Source organism: Siccirubricoccus soli, from assembly GCF_024178315.1.
In the GTDB taxonomy this organism is placed as follows: Bacteria; Pseudomonadota; Alphaproteobacteria; order Acetobacterales; family Acetobacteraceae; genus Siccirubricoccus; species Siccirubricoccus soli.
In genome coordinates this window covers 1-19,942 of the sequence record NZ_JAMZIK010000175.1, presented here as the reverse complement: position 1 = coordinate 19,942, position 19,942 = coordinate 1, and the positions used below count along the sequence as shown (strand labels likewise).

General features: G+C 72.0%; 19 protein-coding genes and 1 pseudogene. 8 read left to right on the top strand and 12 right to left on the bottom strand.

Annotated elements, in window-relative coordinates:
• Window positions 1–101 precede the first annotated feature (101 nt).
• Window positions 102–1,412: an ABC transporter substrate-binding protein gene (locus NJ376_RS23970; RefSeq protein WP_252955813.1), complete on the bottom strand. Its 1,311-nt coding sequence runs from the start codon at window positions 1,410–1,412 to the stop codon at window positions 102–104.
• 304 nt (window positions 1,413–1,716) lie between these two features.
• On the opposite strand from NJ376_RS23970, the gene pdxY reads away from it, so the two are divergent.
• The 4 genes from pdxY (at window position 1,717) to NJ376_RS23950 (ending at window position 5,375) form a co-directional block, all read left to right on the top strand.
• Window positions 1,717–2,565 carry a pyridoxal kinase PdxY gene (pdxY, locus tag NJ376_RS23965; RefSeq protein ID WP_252955812.1) on the top strand — a complete coding sequence of 283 codons (849 nt, stop codon included), beginning with the start codon at window positions 1,717–1,719 and terminating at the stop codon, window positions 2,563–2,565.
• A gap of 263 nt (window positions 2,566–2,828) precedes the next feature.
• Window positions 2,829–3,059, top strand: coding sequence for a hypothetical protein (locus NJ376_RS23960; protein WP_252955811.1), 231 nt, complete (start codon window positions 2,829–2,831; stop codon window positions 3,057–3,059).
• 129 nt (window positions 3,060–3,188) lie between these two features.
• Window positions 3,189–4,058 (top strand): DUF6502 family protein, encoded by an 870-nt coding sequence (locus NJ376_RS23955; RefSeq protein ID WP_252955810.1) that lies wholly within the window; start codon window positions 3,189–3,191, stop codon window positions 4,056–4,058.
• Window positions 4,059–4,352: 294 nt separating this feature from the next.
• Window positions 4,353–5,375: an amino acid ABC transporter substrate-binding protein gene (locus NJ376_RS23950; RefSeq protein ID WP_252955809.1), complete on the top strand. Its 1,023-nt coding sequence runs from the start codon at window positions 4,353–4,355 to the stop codon at window positions 5,373–5,375.
• Window positions 5,376–5,523: 148 nt separating this feature from the next.
• On the opposite strand, the gene NJ376_RS23945 is transcribed toward NJ376_RS23950, so the two are convergent.
• The 4 genes from NJ376_RS23945 to NJ376_RS23930 all read right to left on the bottom strand — a co-directional run bounded on the left by NJ376_RS23945 (window position 5,524) and on the right by NJ376_RS23930 (window position 9,133).
• Window positions 5,524–6,804: a TRAP transporter large permease gene (locus NJ376_RS23945; protein ID WP_252955808.1), complete on the bottom strand. Its 1,281-nt coding sequence runs from the start codon at window positions 6,802–6,804 to the stop codon at window positions 5,524–5,526.
• 12 nt (window positions 6,805–6,816) lie between these two features.
• On the bottom strand, window positions 6,817–7,347 hold the full coding sequence (locus NJ376_RS23940; protein WP_252955807.1) for a TRAP transporter small permease: 531 nt from the start codon (window positions 7,345–7,347) through the stop codon (window positions 6,817–6,819).
• A 5-nt stretch (window positions 7,348–7,352) separates the two neighbouring features.
• Window positions 7,353–8,339 (bottom strand): TRAP transporter substrate-binding protein, encoded by a 987-nt coding sequence (locus tag NJ376_RS23935; RefSeq protein ID WP_252955806.1) that lies wholly within the window; start codon window positions 8,337–8,339, stop codon window positions 7,353–7,355.
• Window positions 8,340–8,410: 71 nt separating this feature from the next.
• Complete coding sequence (locus NJ376_RS23930; protein ID WP_252955805.1) at window positions 8,411–9,133, bottom strand: GntR family transcriptional regulator; 723 nt, start codon at window positions 9,131–9,133, stop codon at window positions 8,411–8,413.
• Window positions 9,134–9,193: 60 nt separating this feature from the next.
• On the opposite strand from NJ376_RS23930, the gene araD reads away from it, so the two are divergent.
• From araD to NJ376_RS23915, 4 genes are all read left to right on the top strand, one after another.
• On the top strand, window positions 9,194–10,921 hold the full coding sequence (araD, locus tag NJ376_RS23925; protein WP_252955804.1) for an L-arabinonate dehydratase: 1,728 nt from the start codon (window positions 9,194–9,196) through the stop codon (window positions 10,919–10,921).
• A 60-nt stretch (window positions 10,922–10,981) separates the two neighbouring features.
• A complete protein-coding gene (locus NJ376_RS28865) occupies window positions 10,982–11,116 on the top strand; it encodes a hypothetical protein (protein ID WP_256476553.1) in 135 nt (44 codons plus the stop codon).
• A gap of 180 nt (window positions 11,117–11,296) precedes the next feature.
• Complete coding sequence (locus tag NJ376_RS23920; RefSeq protein ID WP_252955803.1) at window positions 11,297–11,824, top strand: dihydrofolate reductase family protein; 528 nt, start codon at window positions 11,297–11,299, stop codon at window positions 11,822–11,824.
• 50 nt (window positions 11,825–11,874) lie between these two features.
• On the top strand, window positions 11,875–13,224 hold the full coding sequence (locus NJ376_RS23915; RefSeq protein WP_252955802.1) for an amidase: 1,350 nt from the start codon (window positions 11,875–11,877) through the stop codon (window positions 13,222–13,224).
• A 334-nt stretch (window positions 13,225–13,558) separates the two neighbouring features.
• Here the strand turns inward: NJ376_RS23915 and NJ376_RS23910 are convergent, their stop codons facing one another.
• From NJ376_RS23910 to NJ376_RS23880, 7 genes and pseudogenes are all read right to left on the bottom strand, one after another.
• The gene (locus tag NJ376_RS23910; RefSeq protein ID WP_252955801.1) at window positions 13,559–14,080 is read right to left on the bottom strand and encodes an NADH-quinone oxidoreductase subunit B family protein; all 522 of its coding nucleotides are present in this window, start codon (window positions 14,078–14,080) and stop codon (window positions 13,559–13,561) included.
• Window positions 14,080–14,457, bottom strand: a complete 378-nt coding sequence (locus NJ376_RS23905) for a glyoxalase superfamily protein (protein ID WP_252955800.1) — start codon at window positions 14,455–14,457, stop codon at window positions 14,080–14,082. The genes NJ376_RS23910 and NJ376_RS23905 overlap by 1 nt, the downstream gene beginning before the upstream one ends.
• Window positions 14,457–15,980, bottom strand: a complete 1,524-nt coding sequence (locus NJ376_RS23900) for a hydrogenase large subunit (protein ID WP_252955799.1) — start codon at window positions 15,978–15,980, stop codon at window positions 14,457–14,459. Before NJ376_RS23900 ends, NJ376_RS23905 begins: the two co-directional genes overlap by 1 nt.
• The gene (locus tag NJ376_RS23895) at window positions 15,977–17,422 is read right to left on the bottom strand and encodes a hydrogenase 4 subunit F (protein WP_252955798.1); all 1,446 of its coding nucleotides are present in this window, start codon (window positions 17,420–17,422) and stop codon (window positions 15,977–15,979) included. The genes NJ376_RS23900 and NJ376_RS23895 overlap by 4 nt, the downstream gene beginning before the upstream one ends.
• The gene (locus NJ376_RS23890) at window positions 17,422–18,090 is read right to left on the bottom strand and encodes a hydrogenase-4 component E (protein ID WP_252955797.1); all 669 of its coding nucleotides are present in this window, start codon (window positions 18,088–18,090) and stop codon (window positions 17,422–17,424) included. Before NJ376_RS23890 ends, NJ376_RS23895 begins: the two co-directional genes overlap by 1 nt.
• A 190-nt stretch (window positions 18,091–18,280) precedes the next feature.
• Window positions 18,281–19,240, bottom strand: coding sequence for a respiratory chain complex I subunit 1 family protein (locus NJ376_RS23885; RefSeq protein WP_252955796.1), 960 nt, complete (start codon window positions 19,238–19,240; stop codon window positions 18,281–18,283).
• A 1-nt stretch (window position 19,241) separates the two neighbouring features.
• A pseudogene (locus NJ376_RS23880) lies at window positions 19,242–19,942 on the bottom strand (hypothetical protein); the annotation flags it as partial.

Here is a 19,942-nt window from a genome sequence, read left to right as displayed (position 1 = left end):
GCCCCGTGGCCTGCCGCCCTGCCCCATGCCTTGTCCGGGCCGGGGCCCGGCACCTGCCGCGCCCCGCGGCCGCCGCGCCGCGGCGGCGGAGACCAGCGCCCTCACCCGGCCAGCGGCGCCGGCACCTGGGCGAGGAACTCCGCCTTCAGCCCCTTCATCCACTCCACGCTCTTCTGCCCCACCGGCGTCGCGACCATGGCGGCGGGGAAGAGGATCATGTCCTTCGGCACGGCGAAGGGGAAACGCTCGGTGAAGTGGCTGACGCCGACGATCTGGTCCTCCAGCCCCTGGCCATCCTCCCGCAGGGTGATGGTGCTGGTCGGGGTGTCGAAGGTCAGGCCGCGGAAGGCATCCGCCAGCTCCGCATCATTCGGCCAGCCGCCGCCCTTGGCGGCGATCGCCCTGGCGTAGCCGGCCTGCATGGCGGAGATGGCCTGGGCCATGTGGTGGCAGGGGTAGATCGGGTACTCGTTGTACTTCGCCCGGTACATCTCGACGAATTTCGCCAGCCGCGCCGGGTCTTTCGGCTTCGGGTGGTTGTTCCAGTGGTCGCCGCGGGCGCCGATGATGTGCCCGGCGGGGAAGGTGCGGCCGAGGATCTGCAGCGAGGCCTCCGCCACCGGCAGGACGAAGAGGGAGCGGTCGAAGAGCCGCCGCTCGGCGGCCTGGCGCACCAGGGTGACGAGGTCGCCGCCCCAGGAGGTGGAGAGGATGACATCCGGCCGCGCCGCCAGCAGCCGGGTGATCTCCGTGCTGAAATCGGTGGCGCCGAGGCGGTGGTACATCTCCGCCACCACCCGCACGCCGGGCTTCATGGCGTCCATCGACGCCTTCCACATCTCCCAGGAATCGCGGCCCCAGGCATAATCCTGGTTGAGCACCGCGATGGAGCGGAAATCCGGCTTGTGCTTCATCAGGTAGAGGAAGGGCGCCAGCACTTCCGGCCCGCCATAGCCCTGGGTGCGGAAGGCGTAGGGGTGGCGGCCTTCCTCGAAGATGCGCTGGGTGCCGCAATCCCAGAGCAGGGTGGTCTTGCGCATCTCGTCGGAAAGCGGGGTGCAGGCGAGGCAGGAGCCGGAGGAGATGGCGGCGAAGATGAGCTGCACGCCCTCATTCTGCACCAGCCGGCGGTACTCGCCGACCAGGTGGTCGGTGCCCGGCGCCTCATCGACGAAATAGGCGCGGACCGGCACGCCGCCGATGCCGCCGGCCTTGTTGATCTCCTCGAAGAGCAGCTCGGCGGTCTGCCGCGCGGGCACGCCGAAGACGGAGGCGGAGCCGGAGAGGAAGGTGGCGATGCCGACCCGGAGCTCGGAGGGCTTCTGCTGCGCCCCGGCATTGCCGCCCGCCATCAGCAGGCTGCCGGAGGTGAGGGCGCCAAGCATGGCGTCACGGCGGGTGATGGTGGTCATGGCGTCCGTCTCCCTGGTCCGGCTGCAACCGGTTGCGAGGAGCATGCCGGGGCGCCGCGCCGCTGGGAAGGGGGTGCGCACCTCGCCCGCTCGCTGCCCGCACCATGCTCCGCCCAACCCGCGCCGCCGCTGCCGGCAGCCGCGCCGGATGGCCCCAGGGCGGGCGCGCGCGGGCGCGGGGCGGGCCAGGCGAAACCCGGGCATGCGCCTGGGCGCCATGGCACCAGGCGGGAGGGACCTTGCGGGCGCGCCGGCAAGAGCCTCGGCAATTGACCGCGCGGGACGGCCGCCCTTAGCTGGGCGCGTGAACATTCTCTCGATCCAGTCCTGGGTGGCCTATGGCCATGTCGGCAATGCCAGCGCGGTCTTCCCGCTGCAGCGCCTGGGGGCGGAGGTCTGGGCGATCCACACCGTCCAATTCTCCAACCACACCGGCTATGGCGCCTGGCGCGGCCAGGTCTTCCCGGAAAGCCTGATCCGCGACTGCGTGCAGGGCATCGAGGAGCGCGGCGTGCTCGGCGCCTGCGACGCGGTGCTGACCGGCTATGTCGGGGATGCCGGGACCGGCGCCGCCATCCTGGACACGGTGGCGCGGGTGAAGGCGGCGAATCCGGCGGCGCTCTGGTGCTGCGACCCGGTGATCGGCGATGTCGGGCGGGGCGTCTTCGTCCGGCCGGGTATTCCGGAGTTCTTCCGTGACCGGGCGCTGGCGCTGGCCGATATCGCCACGCCCAACCAGTTCGAGCTGGAATGGCTGACCGGGCGGCCGATCGCGACGCTGGCGGAGGCCAAGGCGGCGGTGGCGGCGCTGCAGCAGGGCGGGCCGCGCTGCGTCCTCGTCACCTCGCTGCGCACGGCGGAGACGCCGGCGGCGGCGCTGGACCTGCTGGCGGCGGAAGGCGGCGAGACCTGGCGGGTGCGGACGCCGCTGCTGGGCTTCGCCGGCAATGGCGCGGGGGACGCGATCGCCGCGCTGTTCCTGTTCCACCGCCGGCAGAGCGGCAGCGCGCGGGCGGCGCTGGAACGCGCCGCCGCCGCCATCCACGGGCTGCTGCGGCGGACGGTGGAGGCGGGGACGCGGGAGCTGCAATTGGTGGCGGCGCAGGAGGAGTTCGTGGCGCCGAGCCAGGTGTTCGGCGCGGAGCCCTGCTAGAGCAGCCTTCGACCTGATGGATCCCGGCGCGATCCGTCAGGCCGGAGATAAGCTGCTCCAGATCTTGCGTTTTCCAGCACCATATCCGGAGCGTGATCGGTCAGGCTTCGCTCACCCATGCCGCCCCGGCGCGTTGTCCGATGCGGGATTCAGGGCTTCGGCCGATCATGCTCCAGGGTGCAGGTCGGACCGATGACACCCGGGGATACGGCCTGAATCCAGGCATGGGCGCACGGCGCCAGGGCGAGAATGGATGCCGCCCGATGATCGAGTTCGCCATCGTGGTCATCACCATTTCCGCCCTGACCGGCGAATGGGTGCCGGCCTCGGCGCAACCCTATCTGCGCCGGGTCTATGACAGCGCCGCCGCCTGCGAGGAGGCTGCCCGCTACTTGCCGGCGCCACTCGGCACCAGGCTGGTTTGCGTGCCCCGCGACCCGCTGAGCCTTTTCGACCCGACGCAGAACTGGCCGCCGATCCCGGAGCGGCCATAGCGCGGCTTCGCTGCGCAGCTCCGCCGCCAGGCTGGTGGGAATGTGACCCGTCTCCGCCCGCGGCCAGGGGAATATGGGTAGAATTCCCATGGCGCCTTCTCTCCATCCGCGCGATGAGAGGGCTGCCCCATGCCGCCCGCCTCGCCGCCTCCCCCCGCCCCGCCCGCCGCCGCCCCGGCGTTGTCGCGCGCGCTGCGGCGGGCGCTGCGGCCGCTGGTCGGCTTCCTGATCGGCCGCGGCGTCACCTTCCCCATCCTCGCGGAGGAGCTGCGCCGGCTCTATGTGGAGGTGGCGCAGGCGGAAGGCCGCACCGCCGGACGCCACCCGACCGACAGCCGCGTCAGCCTGCTGACCGGCGTCCACCGCAAGGAGCTCCGCCGCCTGCGCGAGGCCGCCGCAGCCACCGCCCCGCCGCCGCCCGAGCCGGCGACGCTGGCCGGCCAGGTCATCGGCCGCTGGCTTGGCCTGCCCGCCTTCACGGATGCGGAGGGAAAGCCGCTGCCCCTGCCCCGCCTGCCGCCGGAGGAAGGCGGGCCCTCCTTCGAATCCCTCGTCGCCGGCATCACCACGGATCTCCGCGCCCGCACCGTGGCGGATGCCTTCCTCGCCCAGGGCATCGTCACCGCCCTGCCGGACGGCAGGCTGGCGCTGCGGGCGGAGGCCGTCCTCCCCGCCCCGGGCAGCGAGGCGCAGCTTCACTATCTCGGCCGCAATATCGGCGCCCACATCGCCGCCGCCTGCGCCAATGCCGCCGCCCAGGGCGCGCCGCCGGCGCTCGAGCGCAGCCTGCACTTTGATGCGCTGCGACCGGAGGTGGCGGCGAAGCTGGAGGCGGCGGGGCGGGAGGCGGCGCAGCGCCTGCTGGCGGAGCTGAACCGCCTCGCCCTCGCCCTGCTGGCCGAGCATGGCGAGGCGCCGCCCGGCAGCCCCGCCTGGCGGCTCACGATCGGCGTCTACGCCCTGGCCGAGGACGGGCCGGAGGCCCCGCCCGCGCCGTGAGCCGACGGCACCCGCTGCTGCGGCTCGGCGGCCAGAGCAATATCCGATCAGGCGGCATCGCCCGATCGGATGCCTTGCCCTGGAAGGCACAAAATCCAGAGCAGCCGCCGAACGGGATCGCGGCATCGGCGGTCCCGCCGCGGGGAAGGCAGCGCCGGGCCCCGGCCCCCTCGCCCGACGGGCCGAGCCTTCCGCGCAGAGGCGGGACCCTGCACCGGGCTGCAGTGGCGCCATCGGCGCATGGACGCCCCGCCTGGCTGCCGGCATCCTTCCGGCCCCTGGGAGATCCCTCGCATGCGCTTGTCTTTCGCCCTCGCCCTTGCCCTGCTGCTGCCCTGGATGGCCGCCGCCCAGCCCCAGGCCGCGGGCCCGACCCTTGCGGCGGTGAAGGCGCGGGACATCCTGGTCTGCGGCACCTCCACCGGCGCCGCCGGCTTCAGCCTGCCGGACAGCCGGGGCGAGTACCGGGGCCTCGACAACGATCTCTGCCGCGCCGTGGCGGCCGCCGTGCTGGGCGATCCGGCCAAGATCCGCTGGGTGCCGCTGACCACCCAGGCCCGCTTCCCCGCCCTGCAGAGCGGCCAGATCGACCTGCTGATCCGCACCGCCACCTGGACCCAGAGCCGCGACACGGCGAACGGGCTGAACTTCACCGCGGTGAGCTTCTATGACGGCCAGGGCTTCCTGGTCCGCACCGCGCTCGGCGTGAAGGCGGCGACGGAGCTGGCCGGCGCCTCGATCTGCGTCGTCGCGGGCAGCACGAACGAGCTGAACCTGGCCGACTGGGCGCGGCAGAACCGGGTGGAATACCGCCCGGTGGTGTTCGAGCAGAATGACGAGGCGCGGCGCAGCTACCTGGCCGGGCGCTGCGACGCCTATTCCACCGATGCCAGCCAGCTTGCCGGGCTGCGCGCCAGCTTCCCGCACCCGGAAGAGCATGTCGTCCTGCCGGAGATCATCAGCAAGGAGCCGCACGCCCCCGTGGTGCGGCAGGGCGACGACCAGTGGTTCGACATCGTCCGCTGGACCTTCTTCGCCCTGCTGATCGCCGAGGAGAACGGCATCACCCAGGCCAATGTGGATGAGTACCTGAACAGCCAGAACCCGGAGGTGCGGCGGCTGCTCGGCCTCAGCGGCGACCACGGGCCGGTGATGGGGCTGGAGCGGCGCTGGGCCTATTGGGCCATCAAGGGCGTGGGCAATTACGGGGAGGTGTTCGAGCGCAACCTCGGCCAGGGCAGCAGCATCAAGCTGCCGCGCGGGCTGAACGCCCTCTGGACCCGCGGCGGGCTGATGTACGCGCCGCCGATCCGCTGAACGGGCCGCCCGGGCTCGCCCGCGTCGCAGGATCTGTCGCCGCCTGTTGTCCTGCCCACGGCTTTACCATGGAAGGCTGTGCGAAACCTCGGGAATGCAGCGAATCCGGGGTCCCCACGAAGCCGCGCAGCGGCTTCGTGGGGAGTTCCTAGTGGAACTGTGCCGGCAGCCAGAGGCTCAGCGCCGGCACATAGGTGACGAGGAGCAGCACCACCACCATCGCCAGGTAGAAGGGCGCGCTGGTCTTCGTCGCCTCCCACATGCTCACCTTGCCGACGGCGCAGGCGACGAAGAGCACCGGCCCGACCGGCGGGGTGATGGTGCCGATGCCGAGATTGACGATGAGCACGATGCCGAACTGCACCGGGTCCATCCCCAGCGCCTTCACCACCGGCAGGAAGATGGGCGTGCCGATCATGATCAGCGGCGCCATGTCCATGAAGGTGCCGAGCAGCAGCAGGACGATGTTGATGACCAGCAGGGTCAGCAGCGGGTCCTCGGTGATGCCGCGCATCAGCGCGACCGTCTGCGCCGGCACCTGCAGCAGCGCCATCAGCCAGCCGAAGGCCGAAGCTGTGCCGATGATGAGCATCACCATCCCGGTGGTCCGCGCCGCCCCGCCCACGGCCTCGGTGAAGCCCTCCCAGCTCAGGCTGCGATAGACCAGCAGCGTCACCAGCAGCGCATAGAGCACGGCGATGCAGGCGCTCTCCGTCGCGGTGAAGACGCCGCTGCGCACGCCTGCGAAGATGATGACGATGAGCATGAGGCCGGGGACCGCCGCCACCATCAGCCGGAGCAGCACCGCCCAGCCCGGGAAGGCCTCCTGCGGGTAGCCGCGGCGCACCGCCACCAGCCAGGCGACGACCATCAGCGCCGCCATCATCACGATGCCGGGGATGATGCCGGCGGTGAAGAGATCCGCCACGCTGATCGCCCCGCCGGCGGCGATGACATAGACGATCATGTTGTGGCTGGGCGGGATCAGCAGGTCGATCAGCGCCGCATTGGCGGTGACGTTCACCGCATAGTCCGGCGCGTAGCCGCGCGCCTTCATCTGCGGGATCATCACGCCGCCCACCGCGCTGGCATCGGCGACGGCCGAGCCGGAGACGCCGCCGAACAGTGTCGCCGCCACGATGTTCACCTGCCCCAGCCCGCCGCGCAGATGGCCCACCATGGCGGCGGCCAGCGCCACCAGCCGGTCGGCGATCTGCCCCCGCATCATCAGGTCGCCGGCGAAGATGAAGAAGGGGATCGCCAGCATGGAGAAGACATTCATGCCGGAGGCGAGCTGCTGGAAGACGACGATCGGCGGGAGGTCCATGTAGAGCACGGTGGCCAGCGCCGCCGCGCCCAGCGCGAAGGCGACGGGCACGCCGATCAGCAGCAGCAGCGTGAAGCTGCCGAGCAGGATGGTCAGTTCCATCGCGCCTGCCTTTCAGGAATCGGTCAGGATGGTGTGTTCCGGCACCCCCGCCGGGGCGTGGCCGGTGGCGGCGTGGGAGAGCAGCCTTTCCAGCCCGAACAGCGTGATCAGCACGCCGCCCAGCACCAGGGGCAGGTATTCCACGGTTCCCGGCAGCCCCACCGTCGGCAGCGTCGCATCCCAGACGGTCAGGGCGAGGTCGAGCCCGTACCAGAACATCGCCGCGCCGAAGAGGGTGATGGTGGCGTCGGAGAGCATGAGGAAGAGCCGCGCGACGGGGGCCGGCAGCGCCTCCCGCAGCGTCTCGAACCCCATATGGAAGCCTTCCCGCACCCCGGCGGCGGCGGCGCCCATGATGACCCAGGCCATCAGCAGCAGGGCGGAGGCCTCGGCCCAGGCCGGCGTGTCGTTCAGCACGAAGCGGCCGAAGACGCCCCAGGCGACGACCACGGTCATCGCCACCATGGCCAGGCCGGCGATGAGGATCGCCAGCCGCGCCGCCACCTCCAGCGCGACGGAGACGCCGCGATGCAGCCTCTCCACCCCGCTCAGCCTTCGCGGATGCGGTCAACCAGCTGGCGCAGCTTGGCGTCCCGCACGAACTGGTCATAGACCGGCTGCACCAGCCGGGCGAAGGCCGGCTTGTCCGCCTCCACCACCGTCGCGCCGCCGGCCTCCACCTGCTTCCGCGCATCCTCCTCCATCTTCACCCAGAGGGCGCGCATATGCGGCACGCTCTCCTTCGCCGCCTGCTTGAGGATGTCGCGGTCGGCGGCGGGCAGCCGGTCCCAGCTCCGCTTGCTCATCGCCAGGATCTCGGGCGTCAGGCTGTGCTCGGTCAGGGCGTAGTGCTTCGCCACCTCGAAGTGGCGGGCGGTGAGGTAGGAGGGGAAGTTGTTCTCCGCCCCGTCCACCACGCCGGTCTGCAGCGCCGAATAGACCTCCCCATAAGGCAGCGGCGTGGCATTGGCGCCGAAGGCGCGCATCATCGCCACCCACATGTCGGATTGCTGCACGCGGATCTTCATGCCCTTCAGATCGTCCGGCGTCCGCGCCGGCTTCGCCCGCGTGTAGAAGCTGCGCGCCCCCGCATCGTAGTAGCAAAGGGTGACGAGGCCGTGGGACAGCGTCCCCTTGCCGATATCCTCGCCGATCGGCCCGTCCATCACCCGCTGCATATGGGCGGTGTCGCGGAACAGGAAGGGCAGGCCGGCGACCAGCGTCTCCGGCACCAAATTGTTCAGCGGCGCGGTGTTCACCCGCGTCATGTCGATGACGCCGAAGCGGGTCTGCTCCAGCGTGTCCTTCTCGTCGCCGAGCTGGCGGGAATGGAAGACCTGGATGCGGATGCGGCCATTGGTCCGCTGCTCCACCAGGCGGCCCATGAACTTCACGCCCTCGATGGTCGGGTAGCCATCCGGGTGGATGTCGGCGGAGCGCAGGGTGATGCCCTGGGCGCTGGCCCGGCCGCCAAGCCAGGGCGCGGCAAGCGCCGCCCCCAGCACGGCACGGCGATGCGTGGCGATGCTCTGCATGGAACGCTCCCCTCGGCCCGCGATCTGCCGCCGCGGGATCTGCAATAGCAGATAGCAGTCTGCCGCGCGGCTCAGTCGGGAGTCAACGACTTCCCGCGGCGCGCCCGGGCGGGCGGCGCCAGCACCCGGTTGGTGACGAGGGAGCGGAGCACATGCGCCCGCATCCGCGTCTCGGCCAGCGCCGGGTCCCGCGCGCGCAGCGCCGCCAGGATGCCCGCATGCTCGCGCAGCGCCCGCGGCAGCGCGTTCGGCGTGCTGCCCAGGGCGCGCGGCCGGCCGTATTCGTCGAAGGCGTGCAGCGCCTCCAGCGAGCGGATGAGGAAGAGGTTGCCCGTGGCGCCCTGGATCAGCGCGTGGAAGCGCTCATTCGCTTCGGCCAGGGCTTCGTGGTCGGCGGCGGCGGTGGCGGCGCGCATCCTCCGCACCACCTGCCGCAATTCGGCGAGATCGGCCTCGCTCATCCGCTCCGCCGCCAGGGCGGCGGCCACGCCTTCCAGCGCGGCGCGGATGCGGCCGAGCTCCGCCAGCCGCTCCGGCCCGATCTCCGCCACCACCGTGCCGCGCCGCGGCAGGGTGACGACGAGGCCGTCCTGCTCCAGCCGCCGCAGCGCCTCCCGCACCGGCTGGGCGGAGATGCCGAGGGCATTCGCCAATCCGCGTTCGGAGATCTTCGCCCCCGGCGCCAGCGCCCCCTGCACGATGGAGGCGCGCAGCCGGCGATAGGCCCGCTCCCCGAGCGAGAGCGTTTCCTCCTCGGCGAGCGGTTCGACCTGCAGCGCGGCATCGGAAGCCATGGACAACTGCTATAGCAGGTGGCAGGTTCCGCCGAAAGATCCGGCAGACGAGGGAAAGCCATGCGCCGCAAGACGCCCGAGCAATTGCGCAGCCACCGCTGGTTCGGGGTGGATGATCTGCGCGCCTTCGGCCATCGCTCCCGCCTGCTGCAGACCGGGCTGTCCGAGGAGGATTTCCGCGGCAAGCCTGTCATCGGCATCATCAACACCTGGTCGGACCTCTCGGTCTGCCACGCGCATTTCCGCACCCGGGCGGAGGAGGTGAAGCGCGGCGTCTGGCAGGCGGGCGGCTTCCCGGTGGAGCTGCCGGCGCATCCGGTGACGGAGCAGTACCAGAAGCCCACCTCCATGCTCTACCGCAACCTGCTGGCAATGGAAACGGAGGAGCTGGCCCGCAGCCATCCCTGCGACGGGCTGGTGCTGCTCGGCGGCTGCGACAAGACGCCGCCCGCCCTGGTGATGGGCGCGCTCTCCGCCGGCCTGCCCTGCATCTTCGTCCCCGCCGGGCCGATGCTCTCGGGCAATTGGCATGGCAAGAAGCTCGGCTCCGGCAGCGATGTCTGGAAGTACCATGCCGAGCTGCGCGCGGGGAACATCAGCCCGGCGCAGTGGAAGGACATGGAGAGCGGCATCGCCCGCAGCTTCGGCACCTGCATGACGGCCGGCACTGCGGCCACCATGATGCTGGCGGTGGAAGCGCTCGGCCTCTCGCTGCCGGGCGCCTCCTCCATCCCCGCCGCCGATGCCGCGCATCCGCGCATGGCGACCGCGGCCGGCCGGCGGATCGTCGAGATGGTGTGGGAGGACGAGACGCCCGCGCGCATCCTGAGCCAGGGCAGCGTGGACAATGCCGTCACCGCGACGATGGCCTTCGGCGGCTCCACCAACGCCATCCCGCACCTCATCGCCATGGCGCGCCGCGCCGGCCTCCAGCTCGACCTCGACCGGTTCGATGCGATCAGCCGGCGCACGCCGCTCATCGCCAATCTGCGGCCGAATGGCGACACCTGGCTGATGGAGGATTTCTTCTACGCCGGCGGCGCCCGCGCCTTCCTCGCCCGGCTCGCTCCCCATCTGGATCTTTCCGCCCGCACCGTCACCGGCGCCACGCTGGGCGAGAATCTGGAGGGCGCGGAGATCTTCAACGAGGAGATCATCCGCCCGCTCGACCGCCCCCTGCAGCAGGAGGGCGGCGTCGCGGTGCTGCGCGGCTCCCTCGCCCCGCGCGGCGCGGTCATCAAGACCAGCGCGGCCGATCCGCGCCTCCTCACCCATACCGGCCCGGCGGTGGTGTTCGAGGACTACAACGACATGAATGCCCGGCTGGACGACCCGGCGCTGGAGGTGACGGCCGACAGCGTGCTGGTGCTGCGCCAGGCCGGGCCGAAGGGGGGCCCCGGCATGCCGGAATGGGGCATGATGCCGATCCCGAAGAAGCTGCTGCAACAGGGGGTGCGGGACATGGTCCGGCTCTCCGACGCCCGGATGTCCGGCACCAGCTACGGCACCTGCGTCCTCCACGTCGCGCCCGAATCCCATGTCGGCGGGCCGCTGGCGCTGGTCCGCACCGGCGACCTCATCCGCCTCGACGTGCCGAAGCGCAGCCTCGACCTGCTGGTGGAGCCGGCGGAGCTGGAGCGCCGCCGCGCCGCCTGGACCCCGCCGCCGCCGCGCTATGCCCGGGGCTGGACGGCGCTGCACCTCGCGCATGTCCGCCAGGCGGATGAGGGTTGCGACTACGACTTCCTGGAACACGGCCCCGCCACCCCCGAGCCTGAAATTCACTGAGCGGAGGGAACCCGGCCCCTGCTGCGCACGTTACGGTCATGTGCAGTTGGGGCCGCAGGTATGGATACGCCGCAGACGTCCAAGGACGCCGCCGAGGAAGGCATCCTTCTGCTGGAAGGCTGGATGATCGGGGCTGCCCTCTTCCCCCTCGCCATGGAAGAGGTGGTGCGGCTGCCGCCGTCGAACGACGACTAGGCGGCGCCTGCTTCCCGCATGGCAAGGGCGCCGCGAAGGGCTCCCGGTCCGCCGCCGCGATCGGTGCGTCGCCCTCATTTGTAACTAGATCGGAGGTTGCGGGCGCCAGGTGCGCGGCCGGCGCGCCGCCCCGGCCGCTGGCAGGGTCTTCGCACCGCGACTCGCAGCGAAGGCTGCCGCATGGCCCGCACGATCTGGCATTGTCACCTCGCCGTCTCCCTGGATGGCCGCATCGCCCGCCCGGACGGCTCGGTGGACTGGCTGGCGGATTACCCCGCCGAGGATTTCGGCTTCGAGAGCTTCCTCGCCGGGGTGGACGCCATCCTGATGGGCCGCGGGACCTATGACGCGGTCCGCCGCATGGGCGATTGGCCCTATCCCGGCAAGCCCACCCTCGTCCTGACCTCCCGGCCGCTGGACGACCCGCCCGAGGGCGTCGAGGCCCATGCCGGCGACGCCGCCGCCATCGCCGCCGCATGCGAGGCCCGGGGCTATCGCCGGGTCTGGATCGAGGGCGGCGGCCAGGTCATCCGCGCCATGATCGCGATCGGCAAGCTGGATGTGCTGGAGATGGCCGTCATTCCCATCATCCTGGGCGAGGGCATCCCGCTCTTCCCGCCCGGCACCGCCGAGCTGCGTCTCCGGCTTCGCCACTGCGAGGCCAGGGCCGGCGGCGCCCTGCATCTGGTCTATGAGCGCCCGGGCTGAACCGCCCGCCCTGTCTTGCCCCGTGCCCGCTTCCCGGCCAGCATCGCGGCATGCAGCACATCGCCGATGCCGCGGCCGCGCTTGCCGCCGGCCGCATCTCCGCCCTCGCCCTGGTCGATGCCGCGCTGGAGCGCATCGCCGACCCCGCCGGGGAGGGCGCCCGCACCTTCACCGCCGTGCATGCCGAGGCCGCCCGCGCCGAGGCCCGCGCCATGGATGCGCTGCGCCATGCCGGCCGCGCCCCCTCCCCCTGGGCCGGCATCCCCATCACGGTGAAGGACCTCTTCGACGAGCACGGCCATCCGACGCCGGCCGGCTCCGCCGTGCTGAAGGAGGCGCCGCCCGCCGCCCAGGACGCCCCGGTGGTCGCCCGGCTCCGCCGCCAGGGCTTCATCGTCATCGGCCGCACCAACATGGTGGAATTCGCCTTCAGCGGCCTCGGCGTGAACCCGCATTACGGCACGCCGAAAAGCCCCTGGGACCGCGCCACCGGCCGGCTGCCCGGCGGCTCCTCCTCCGGCGCCGGTGTCGCGGCGGCGGACCATATGGGCTTCGGCGGGCTGGGGACCGATACCGGCGGCTCCTGCCGCATCCCCGCCGCGCTTTGCGGCGTGGTGGGCTACAAGCCGACGGCGCGGCGCGTGCCGATTACCGGCGTGCTGCCCCTCTCCCCTTCCCTCGATTCGGTCGGGCCGCTGGCCCGCAGCGTCGCCTGCTGCCACCTGCTGGATGCGGTGATCGCCGGGGAGGAACGCCCCGCCCCGCTGCGCCCGCGCCCGGTCGCCGGGCTGCGCCTGGCCCTGCCGCGCGGCACCTTCCTGACGGAAGACATGGAGCCCGCCGTCGCCAATGCCTTCCAGCGCGCCCTCTCCCGCCTCTCCGCCGCCGGGGCGCGGATCGAGCTGCTGGACCTGCCGGACCTGGCCGAGCTGCCGACGGTGAACGCCACCGGCGGCTTCGCCGCCTCCGAGGCCTATGCCTGGCACCGCCGGCTGATCGCCGCGAAGGGGCCGGGCTACGACCCGCGCATCCTCGCCCGCATCCGCCGCGGGGAGCGGATGTCGGCGGCCGACTATATCGAGCTGCTCGGCCACCGCGCCCGGCTGATCGCGGCGGTGAATGCCCGCACCGGGGATTTCGATGCGGTGATCGGCCCGACCTGCCCGCTGGTGCCGCCGGCGATCGCCGAGGTGGCGGAGGAAGCGGCCTATAACCGCATCAACCTGCTGCTGCTGCGGAACACCGCGCCGTGGAATTTCCTCGACCGCTGCAGCATCAGCCTGCCCATCCACCGCCTGGGGGAGGCGCCGGTCGGCCTGATGCTCACCGGCGAGACCATGGGCGATGCCGCGCTCCTTGCGGTGGCGGGCGCGGTGGAGGCCGCGCTGGCCGAACCGTGACCAGGGCGGCACGACGGATTGCGACATTTTAAGCCGCACCACACCTCCCGTAGAGGCGGCCGGCCGCAGAGTGCCTGCGTCGTCCTGATGCTTCCGGCACCAGATCGCTGGGGTGGAAGTTCGGACGGGCGGCGTTCGGCAGCGGCTATTTCCCGGCAAGCCGCTGTCAGACTGGCAGCCTTCGGGCAGCCACCGGGCCGGTTGGAGCAATCCGGCCGGCCCGTTTTCTTTTCCGGCATGTGGCGTGGCCGCGCCGGCGGAACGGCTCCGCGCCGGCCTGCCCCCCACCCTTATTGCCGGGTCGCCAGGCGATCCCGCCCGGCCTGGACCTGCGCTACCCCGCCTCCGCCTCCACCAGGGCCAGCAGCCCCTCCAGCATCTGGGTCGGCGTCGGCGGGCAGCCGGGGATGACGAGGTCGACCGGCAGCGCCGCCGCGATGCCACCCTCCACCGCGTAAGAGCCCTTGAAGACGCCGCCATCCACGGCGCAATCGCCCACCGCCACCAGCCATTTGGGGTCCGGGGTGCAGGCCCATGTGCGCTCCAGCGCCTCCCGCATGTTGCGGGTCAGCGGGCCGGTCACCAGCAGCACATCGGCATGGCGCGGGCTGGCCACGAAGCGCAGGCCGAAGCGCTCCAGGTCGTGCACCACATTGTTCAGCGCGTTGATCTCCAGCTCGCAGCCATTGCAGGAGCCGGCATCGACCTGGCGGATGGCGAGGCTGCGCCCGAGGCGCCGCCGCGCCGCCGCCTCCAGCCGCTCCACCAGCGCCGCCGTCAGCTCCGGCTGCACCGGGGGCGCCGGGTCGGTCAGCGGCTTGGCGAAGAGGGAACGGGCGAGCCGGGGCCAGAGCATCAGGCGCCCTCCGCCAGGGGTTCGGAAAAGACCAGGACATTGCCGAAGGGGTCGGCGATGGACATGTCCCGCCAGCCCCAGGGCCGGGTCTCGATCCCCGGCCTAACGTGGCGGTACTGCTTCCCCAGCAGCTCCGCCTGAAAGCCGTCCAGCCCGGTCATGCGCAGGATCAGCTTCGTCCCCGGCGTCCCGCCGCCGAAATGCTCGCTGAGGAAGAGCAGCAGCAAGCCGCGCGAGACCTGGGCGAAGACCGGCAGGTCGGGCGCGAAGCGATGCTCCCGGTCCCAGCTCATGCCGAGGAAGTCCAGGTAGAATTCCCGCGCCTTGGCCAGGTCGAAGATGCGCAGGATGGGGATGGCCCGCTCGAATTCCGGCATCACAGATCCACCCCGCTGTAGGAGCAGTTGAAGCTCTTGTTGCAGAGCGGGAAGTCCGCGACGATGTTGCCCTCGATCGCGGCCTCCAGCAGCGGCCATTGCAGCCAGGAGGCATCGCGGGGGAAGGCGGCGCGGATGCGCCCGCTATCGTCCAGCGCCACATGGTGCAGGCATTCGCCGCGGAAGGCCTCGGTCATCCCCACCCCCTCCCCGGCGCGCTGCGGCAGCGGCACGGCCAGCTCGCCCGGCGGCAGCTCCGCCAGCAGGGTCTCGACCAGGCGGAGGGAGTCCTCCAGCTCGGCGATGCGGATGCGGACCCGGGCATCGACATCGCCGGAATGCAGCACCGTCACCGCCGGCCGCAGCCGGTCATAGGGGGCGTAGGGCAGCGCCGTCCGCGCATCGAAGCCGCGGCCGGCGGCGCGGCCGACATGGCCGCCGGCGGCGAAGCGCGCCACCAGCGCCGGCGCCACGCAGCCGGTACCCACCACCCGGTCCTGCAGGCTGGCATGGCTCTCATAGACCCGTACCAGCACCGGCAGCTCCGTCCGCACCGCCGCCAGCGCCGCGCCGATGGCCGAGGCGCCGCCGGGTGCCAGGTCCAGCACCACCCCGCCGGGGATGACGCGGTCCATCATCAGCCGGTGGCCGAAGGCGGCGTTGCAGGCCCGCAGCACCCCCTCCCGCAGCGCGCCGCACCGCGCATGCGGCCAGGCGAAGGCGGCGTCGTTGCAGACGAAACCCCAGTCGTTCAGGTGATTGTGGATCCGCTCCAGCTCCGCCATCAGCGCGCGGAGCGCCACGGCGCGGGGCGGCACCGCCACCTCCAGCGCCGCCTCCACCGCCATCGCGAAGGCCCAGCCATGCGCCACCGTGGAATCGCCGGAGAGCCGGGCAGCGAAGCGCGCGGCGGTGCGGGCCGGCTTGTCCAGCATCAGCCCGATGACGCCCTTGTGGAGGTAGCCGAGGCGTTCCTCCAGCCGCACCACCGTCTCGCCCTGGACATGGAAGCGGAAATGCCCCGGCTCGATGATGCCGGCATGGACGGGGCCGACCGGGATCTGGTGCACCCCCTCCCCCTCCACGGGGAGGAATTCCGGCTGGGGCGGCGGCAGGGCATTCGCTGCCGGCCGCGCCGCCTGCGGCGCGGTCACCGGCCAGCGGCCATGGTCCAGCCAGGGGCGGAGGTCCGAGGCCCCCTCGGCCACGAGGCCCCAGAGGTCGCGAATCATCCGCTCGAACCGCACCGCGCCGGGGCGGACCGGGGAGAGCGCCGGGTAGCGCCCCTCCGCCACCGCGAGGCTGGCAAGGCCGAGCCGCCCCGCCGCCTCGTCCCACAGCGCGGCATGCACCGTCTGGGACTCGGCCCAGAGGCCGAGCAGCGCCACCTCCGGCGCTGCGGAGAGCGCTGCCACCAGCGCCTGCCATTGCGGCAGGCTCAGCAGGGCGCGGGGGTACGGGCGGCAGGGCTGCGCCGCGCCGCCGGCCAGGATGTCGAAGGGGGTGATGGTGGCCGCGCTCATCCCGGAATCCCCGCCGCCGCCGCCAGCAATGCCCTCGCCGCTTCCGGCAGCGCCATGCCGAGAACCAGCGCCAGGGCAAGGTGCAGCCAGAGCGGCACCAGGGTCCAGGCCGGGGCGCCGGGCGGCGGCGCCACATCCGGCAGGCGTTCCCCGAAGCAGAGCAATTGCAGCGTATGCAGCTTGGCCGAGGCGGCGACCAGCACGCCGAGGCCGAGCGGCAGGCTCAGCCACCAATGGCGCCCGACCATCTCCGTCAGCAGCCCGTATTCGCTGGCGAAGAGGGCGAAGGGCGGCAGCCCCGCCACCGCGCCGATGGCGATGGCCAGCCCCCAGCCCAGCCCCGGATGGGTGGCGATCAGGCCGGAGATGTCGGCGATCTTCTGCGAGGCCCGCCGCCGCGCCGCATGGCCGAGGCCGAAGAACACCGCCGACTTGCACAGCGAATGGCCGAGCATGTGCAGCAGCCCGGCGAGGTTCGCCGCCGGCCCGCCGAGGCCGAAGGCGATGGCGGCAAGGCCCATATGCTGGATGCTGCTCCAGGCGAAGAAGCGCCGCGCATCATGCCGCCGCCACAGCGCGAAGGCGGCCAGCAGCACGGAGGCCAGGCCGAGCCCGATGAGGTAGGGCCCGGGCGGCACCGTGCCGGGATGCGCGGCGACGATCGCCTTGGCCCGAATCACCGCATGCAGCGCCGCGTTCAGCAGCAGGCCGGAGAGCACGGCGGAGATGGAGATCGGCCCCTCCGCCTCGGCATCCGGCAGCCAGGCATGCAGCGGCACCAGGCCCGCCTTGGTCCCATACCCGACCAGCAGGAAGACGAAGGCGAGGTTCAGCACCCCGGGGTCGCATTGCCCCGCCAGCTCCTGCAGCACCGCCCAGGAGAGGCCACTGTCGCCATGCCCGACGAAGGGCTGCGCCGCGAGGTAGAGGAAGATGGTGCCGAGCAGCGCGAGCGCGATGCCGACGCCGCAGAGGATGAAGAGCTTCCACGCCGCCTCGATGGCCGGCGGCGTGCCATGGACGGCGACCATCAGCACGGAGGCGAGGGTGGCGATCTCGATCGCCACCCACATCAAGCCCATATTGTCGGCCAGCAGCGCCAGGGCCTGCGCCCCCATGAAGCCCTGGAAGGCAGCGTGATAGGCGCGCAGCCGCAGTACGTCGAAGCGCTCCGCCGCGATGTCGCCGGCCGAGAAGATGGCGGTGGTCAGGCCGATGAGGAAGCCGAGCAGCAGCAGCGGGATGTTCAGCGCATCCACCCGCGTCCAGCCCTGCTCCCCTTCCGGCACTGCCAGCAGGCCCAGCGCCAGCAGGAGGGATAGGGCGGACACGCCGATGTTCAGCAGCGCCGCCGGGCGCTCCTTCGGCAGCAGGGCCAGGGCGATGGCGCCAACCCAGGGGAGGAAGACCAGCAGCCAGGGCAAGGGCATCCCGAGGAGCATCACGGCCGCTCTCCGCGATGCGGATCGAGCAGCGCGGTGTCCACCGTGTCGAAACGCTCGCGGATCTGGAAGACGAAGACGCCGGCGACCACCAGCAGCAGCATGACCAGCGCGGCGGTGGAGAGCTCCACCACCAGCGGCATGCCGGCCACGCCGACGGCGGCGAGGATCAGCCCGTTCTCCAGGCTCATCAGCCCCACCACCTGCAGGATGGCGTTGCGCCTCGTGATCATCATCAGCATGCCGAGCAGGACGACGGAAAGGGCCAGCGCCAGATCCTCCCGGGCGATGGCGCGGCTGCCGGCGGTGATCGGCAGGACCACGAGGATGGCGAGCGCCACCAGGGCAACGCCGGCGATCATGCTCGGCCCGATGCCGAAGGCAGGCTCCACATTGCGGTGCAAATCCAGCCGGCGGATGAGGATGCGAAGCGCCAGCGGGATGAGCACGGCCTTGGCGGCGAAGGCGATGAGCGCGGTGAGGTAGAGCTGCGGCGCCCCCTGCACGAAACCCTGCCAGGCGGCGGCGGCAGCCAGCACGGCGCCCTGCGCGGCGAAGATGTTCACCACCGCGGCGACGCCGCGCTGATAGAGCAGGACGAAGGAGAGCAGCAGCATGCAGCCGCCCAGGAGATGGGCGACGTCATAGGGGAGTTGGCCGAAGGTCATGCAGGCGACTCCGAGAGGGACTCTGCCCCTCTCGGGCTCTTCCCGCCAAAGGCCGAAGGGCCTTTGGAAACCATGAGTTTCAGACCCGACGGTTCAACCGCGAACGCAAGGGTTCCAAGGGCCTTTCGGCCCTTGGCAGGGGGAGTTCGAGGGGGACAGCGTCCCCCTCGACCCGCCGGCAGCACCGCCATCACGCCAACCCCGTCGAGACGAACAGCAACGCCACCGCCAGCAGCGCCAGCAAAAGCGCCGCACCGAGGAATTCCGGCACCCGGAACACCCGCATCTTGGCGATGCTGCTCTCGAACACCGCCAGCGCCAGGCAGAGGCCGGTCATCTTGGCGGCCCAGACCACCAGCCCCAGCAGCCAGGCGAGCGGCCCCGCCCCGGCGGGCGCCGTGCCGAAGGGCAGGAAGATCGCGGCCAGCAAGGCGAACCAGAGGGTCAGGCGCAGCGCCGACTGCGCCTCCCACAGCGCGAGGTGCCAGCCGCTGCTTTCCAGCAGCATGGCCTCGTGCACCATGGTGAGTTCGAGATGCGTCGCCGGGTTGTCCACCGGAATGCGGGCATTCTCGGCCACCGCCACGGCCAGCATCGCCACCGCCGCGAGGCCGAGGGAGATGCGCAGGCCCAGGCCGCCATCCCGCAGCAGCACCGCCACGGCATCGAGGTTGGTGGTGCCCGCCAGGATCGCGAAGGTCAGCACGCAGAGCAGCAGGGCGGGCTCGGCAAAGGCGGCGAAGGACATCTCCCGCGCCGCACCGAGGCCGCCGAAGGCGGTGCCGACATCCATGCCCGCCAGCGCCAGCGCCATGCGCGCCAGGGCCAGCAGCCCGGCCAGCAGGATCAAATCGCCGACCGGCGCCAACAGCATGCCATGGGCGAAGCTCGGCACCATGGAGAGCGCCAGCAGGCAGGAAGCGCCACCCGCCAGCGGCGCCAGCTCCGACATGGCGGAGGCATTCTCCGCCAGGAGCGGGCGCTTCCGCAGCAGCTTGGCGAAATCCCGCCAGGGCTGCAGCAGGTGCGGGCCGCGCCGCCCCATCAGCCGCGCCTTCAGCCAGCGCGTCACCCCCACCACCAGCGGCGCCGCCGCGAGCACCAGGGCGATGTGCAGCAGCTGCGTGACGATGGCGCCCAGCCAGAGCATCTCAGCGCGCCTCCAGCCAGGCCAGCAGCGCCAGCAGCCCGACCAGCAGGCCGAAGGCGAGGGACAGGTTGCGGCGGATGGTGAAGTCCCGCAGCCGCTCGGCCCGCGCCGCCAGTGCATCCCGCGCCCGGGCCAGCGGCGCGAGCAGGAGGGGGAAACTCGGGTCGCGGAAGCTGGCCTCGTAGCGCGCCGCGCGGGTCTCGCCCGGGCGCGGCATCTCCACCGCCTCCCGCGCCGCGAAGACCGTGGTGCCCAGCATGCGCCGCAGCGGCTGGGCGATGCCGCCCGCGGTGGGCTGGGTCAGCGGATCGCCGAAGGGCAGATGCGCCGGCGGGTCGATGAAGCCGCAATTCCACACCGCCCCGCGCTGGGTGCCGCCGGGCTGGATGCACCGCTGCCACAGCCAGAGGCCAAGCCCCACCAGCCCCAGCAGCAGGGCGACGGCGAGCGGGCGGTAGCCCGCCCCACCCTCGGTCGTCTGCAGCAGGAACCAGCCGCCGGGCGGCCGCGCCGCCGGCCCGGCCAGCACCTGGATAGCCGGCGCCGCCAATTGCACCAGCGCGCCGGGGAACAGGCCGAAGGCCACCGTCAGCCCCGCCGGCAGGAACAGCGCCCAGAGCTCCGGCCCCCGCACCTCCTGCGCCCCGGCGCCGCGCGGGCTGCGCGGCCGGCCGAGGAAGACCAGCCCGACCATCCGCAGCA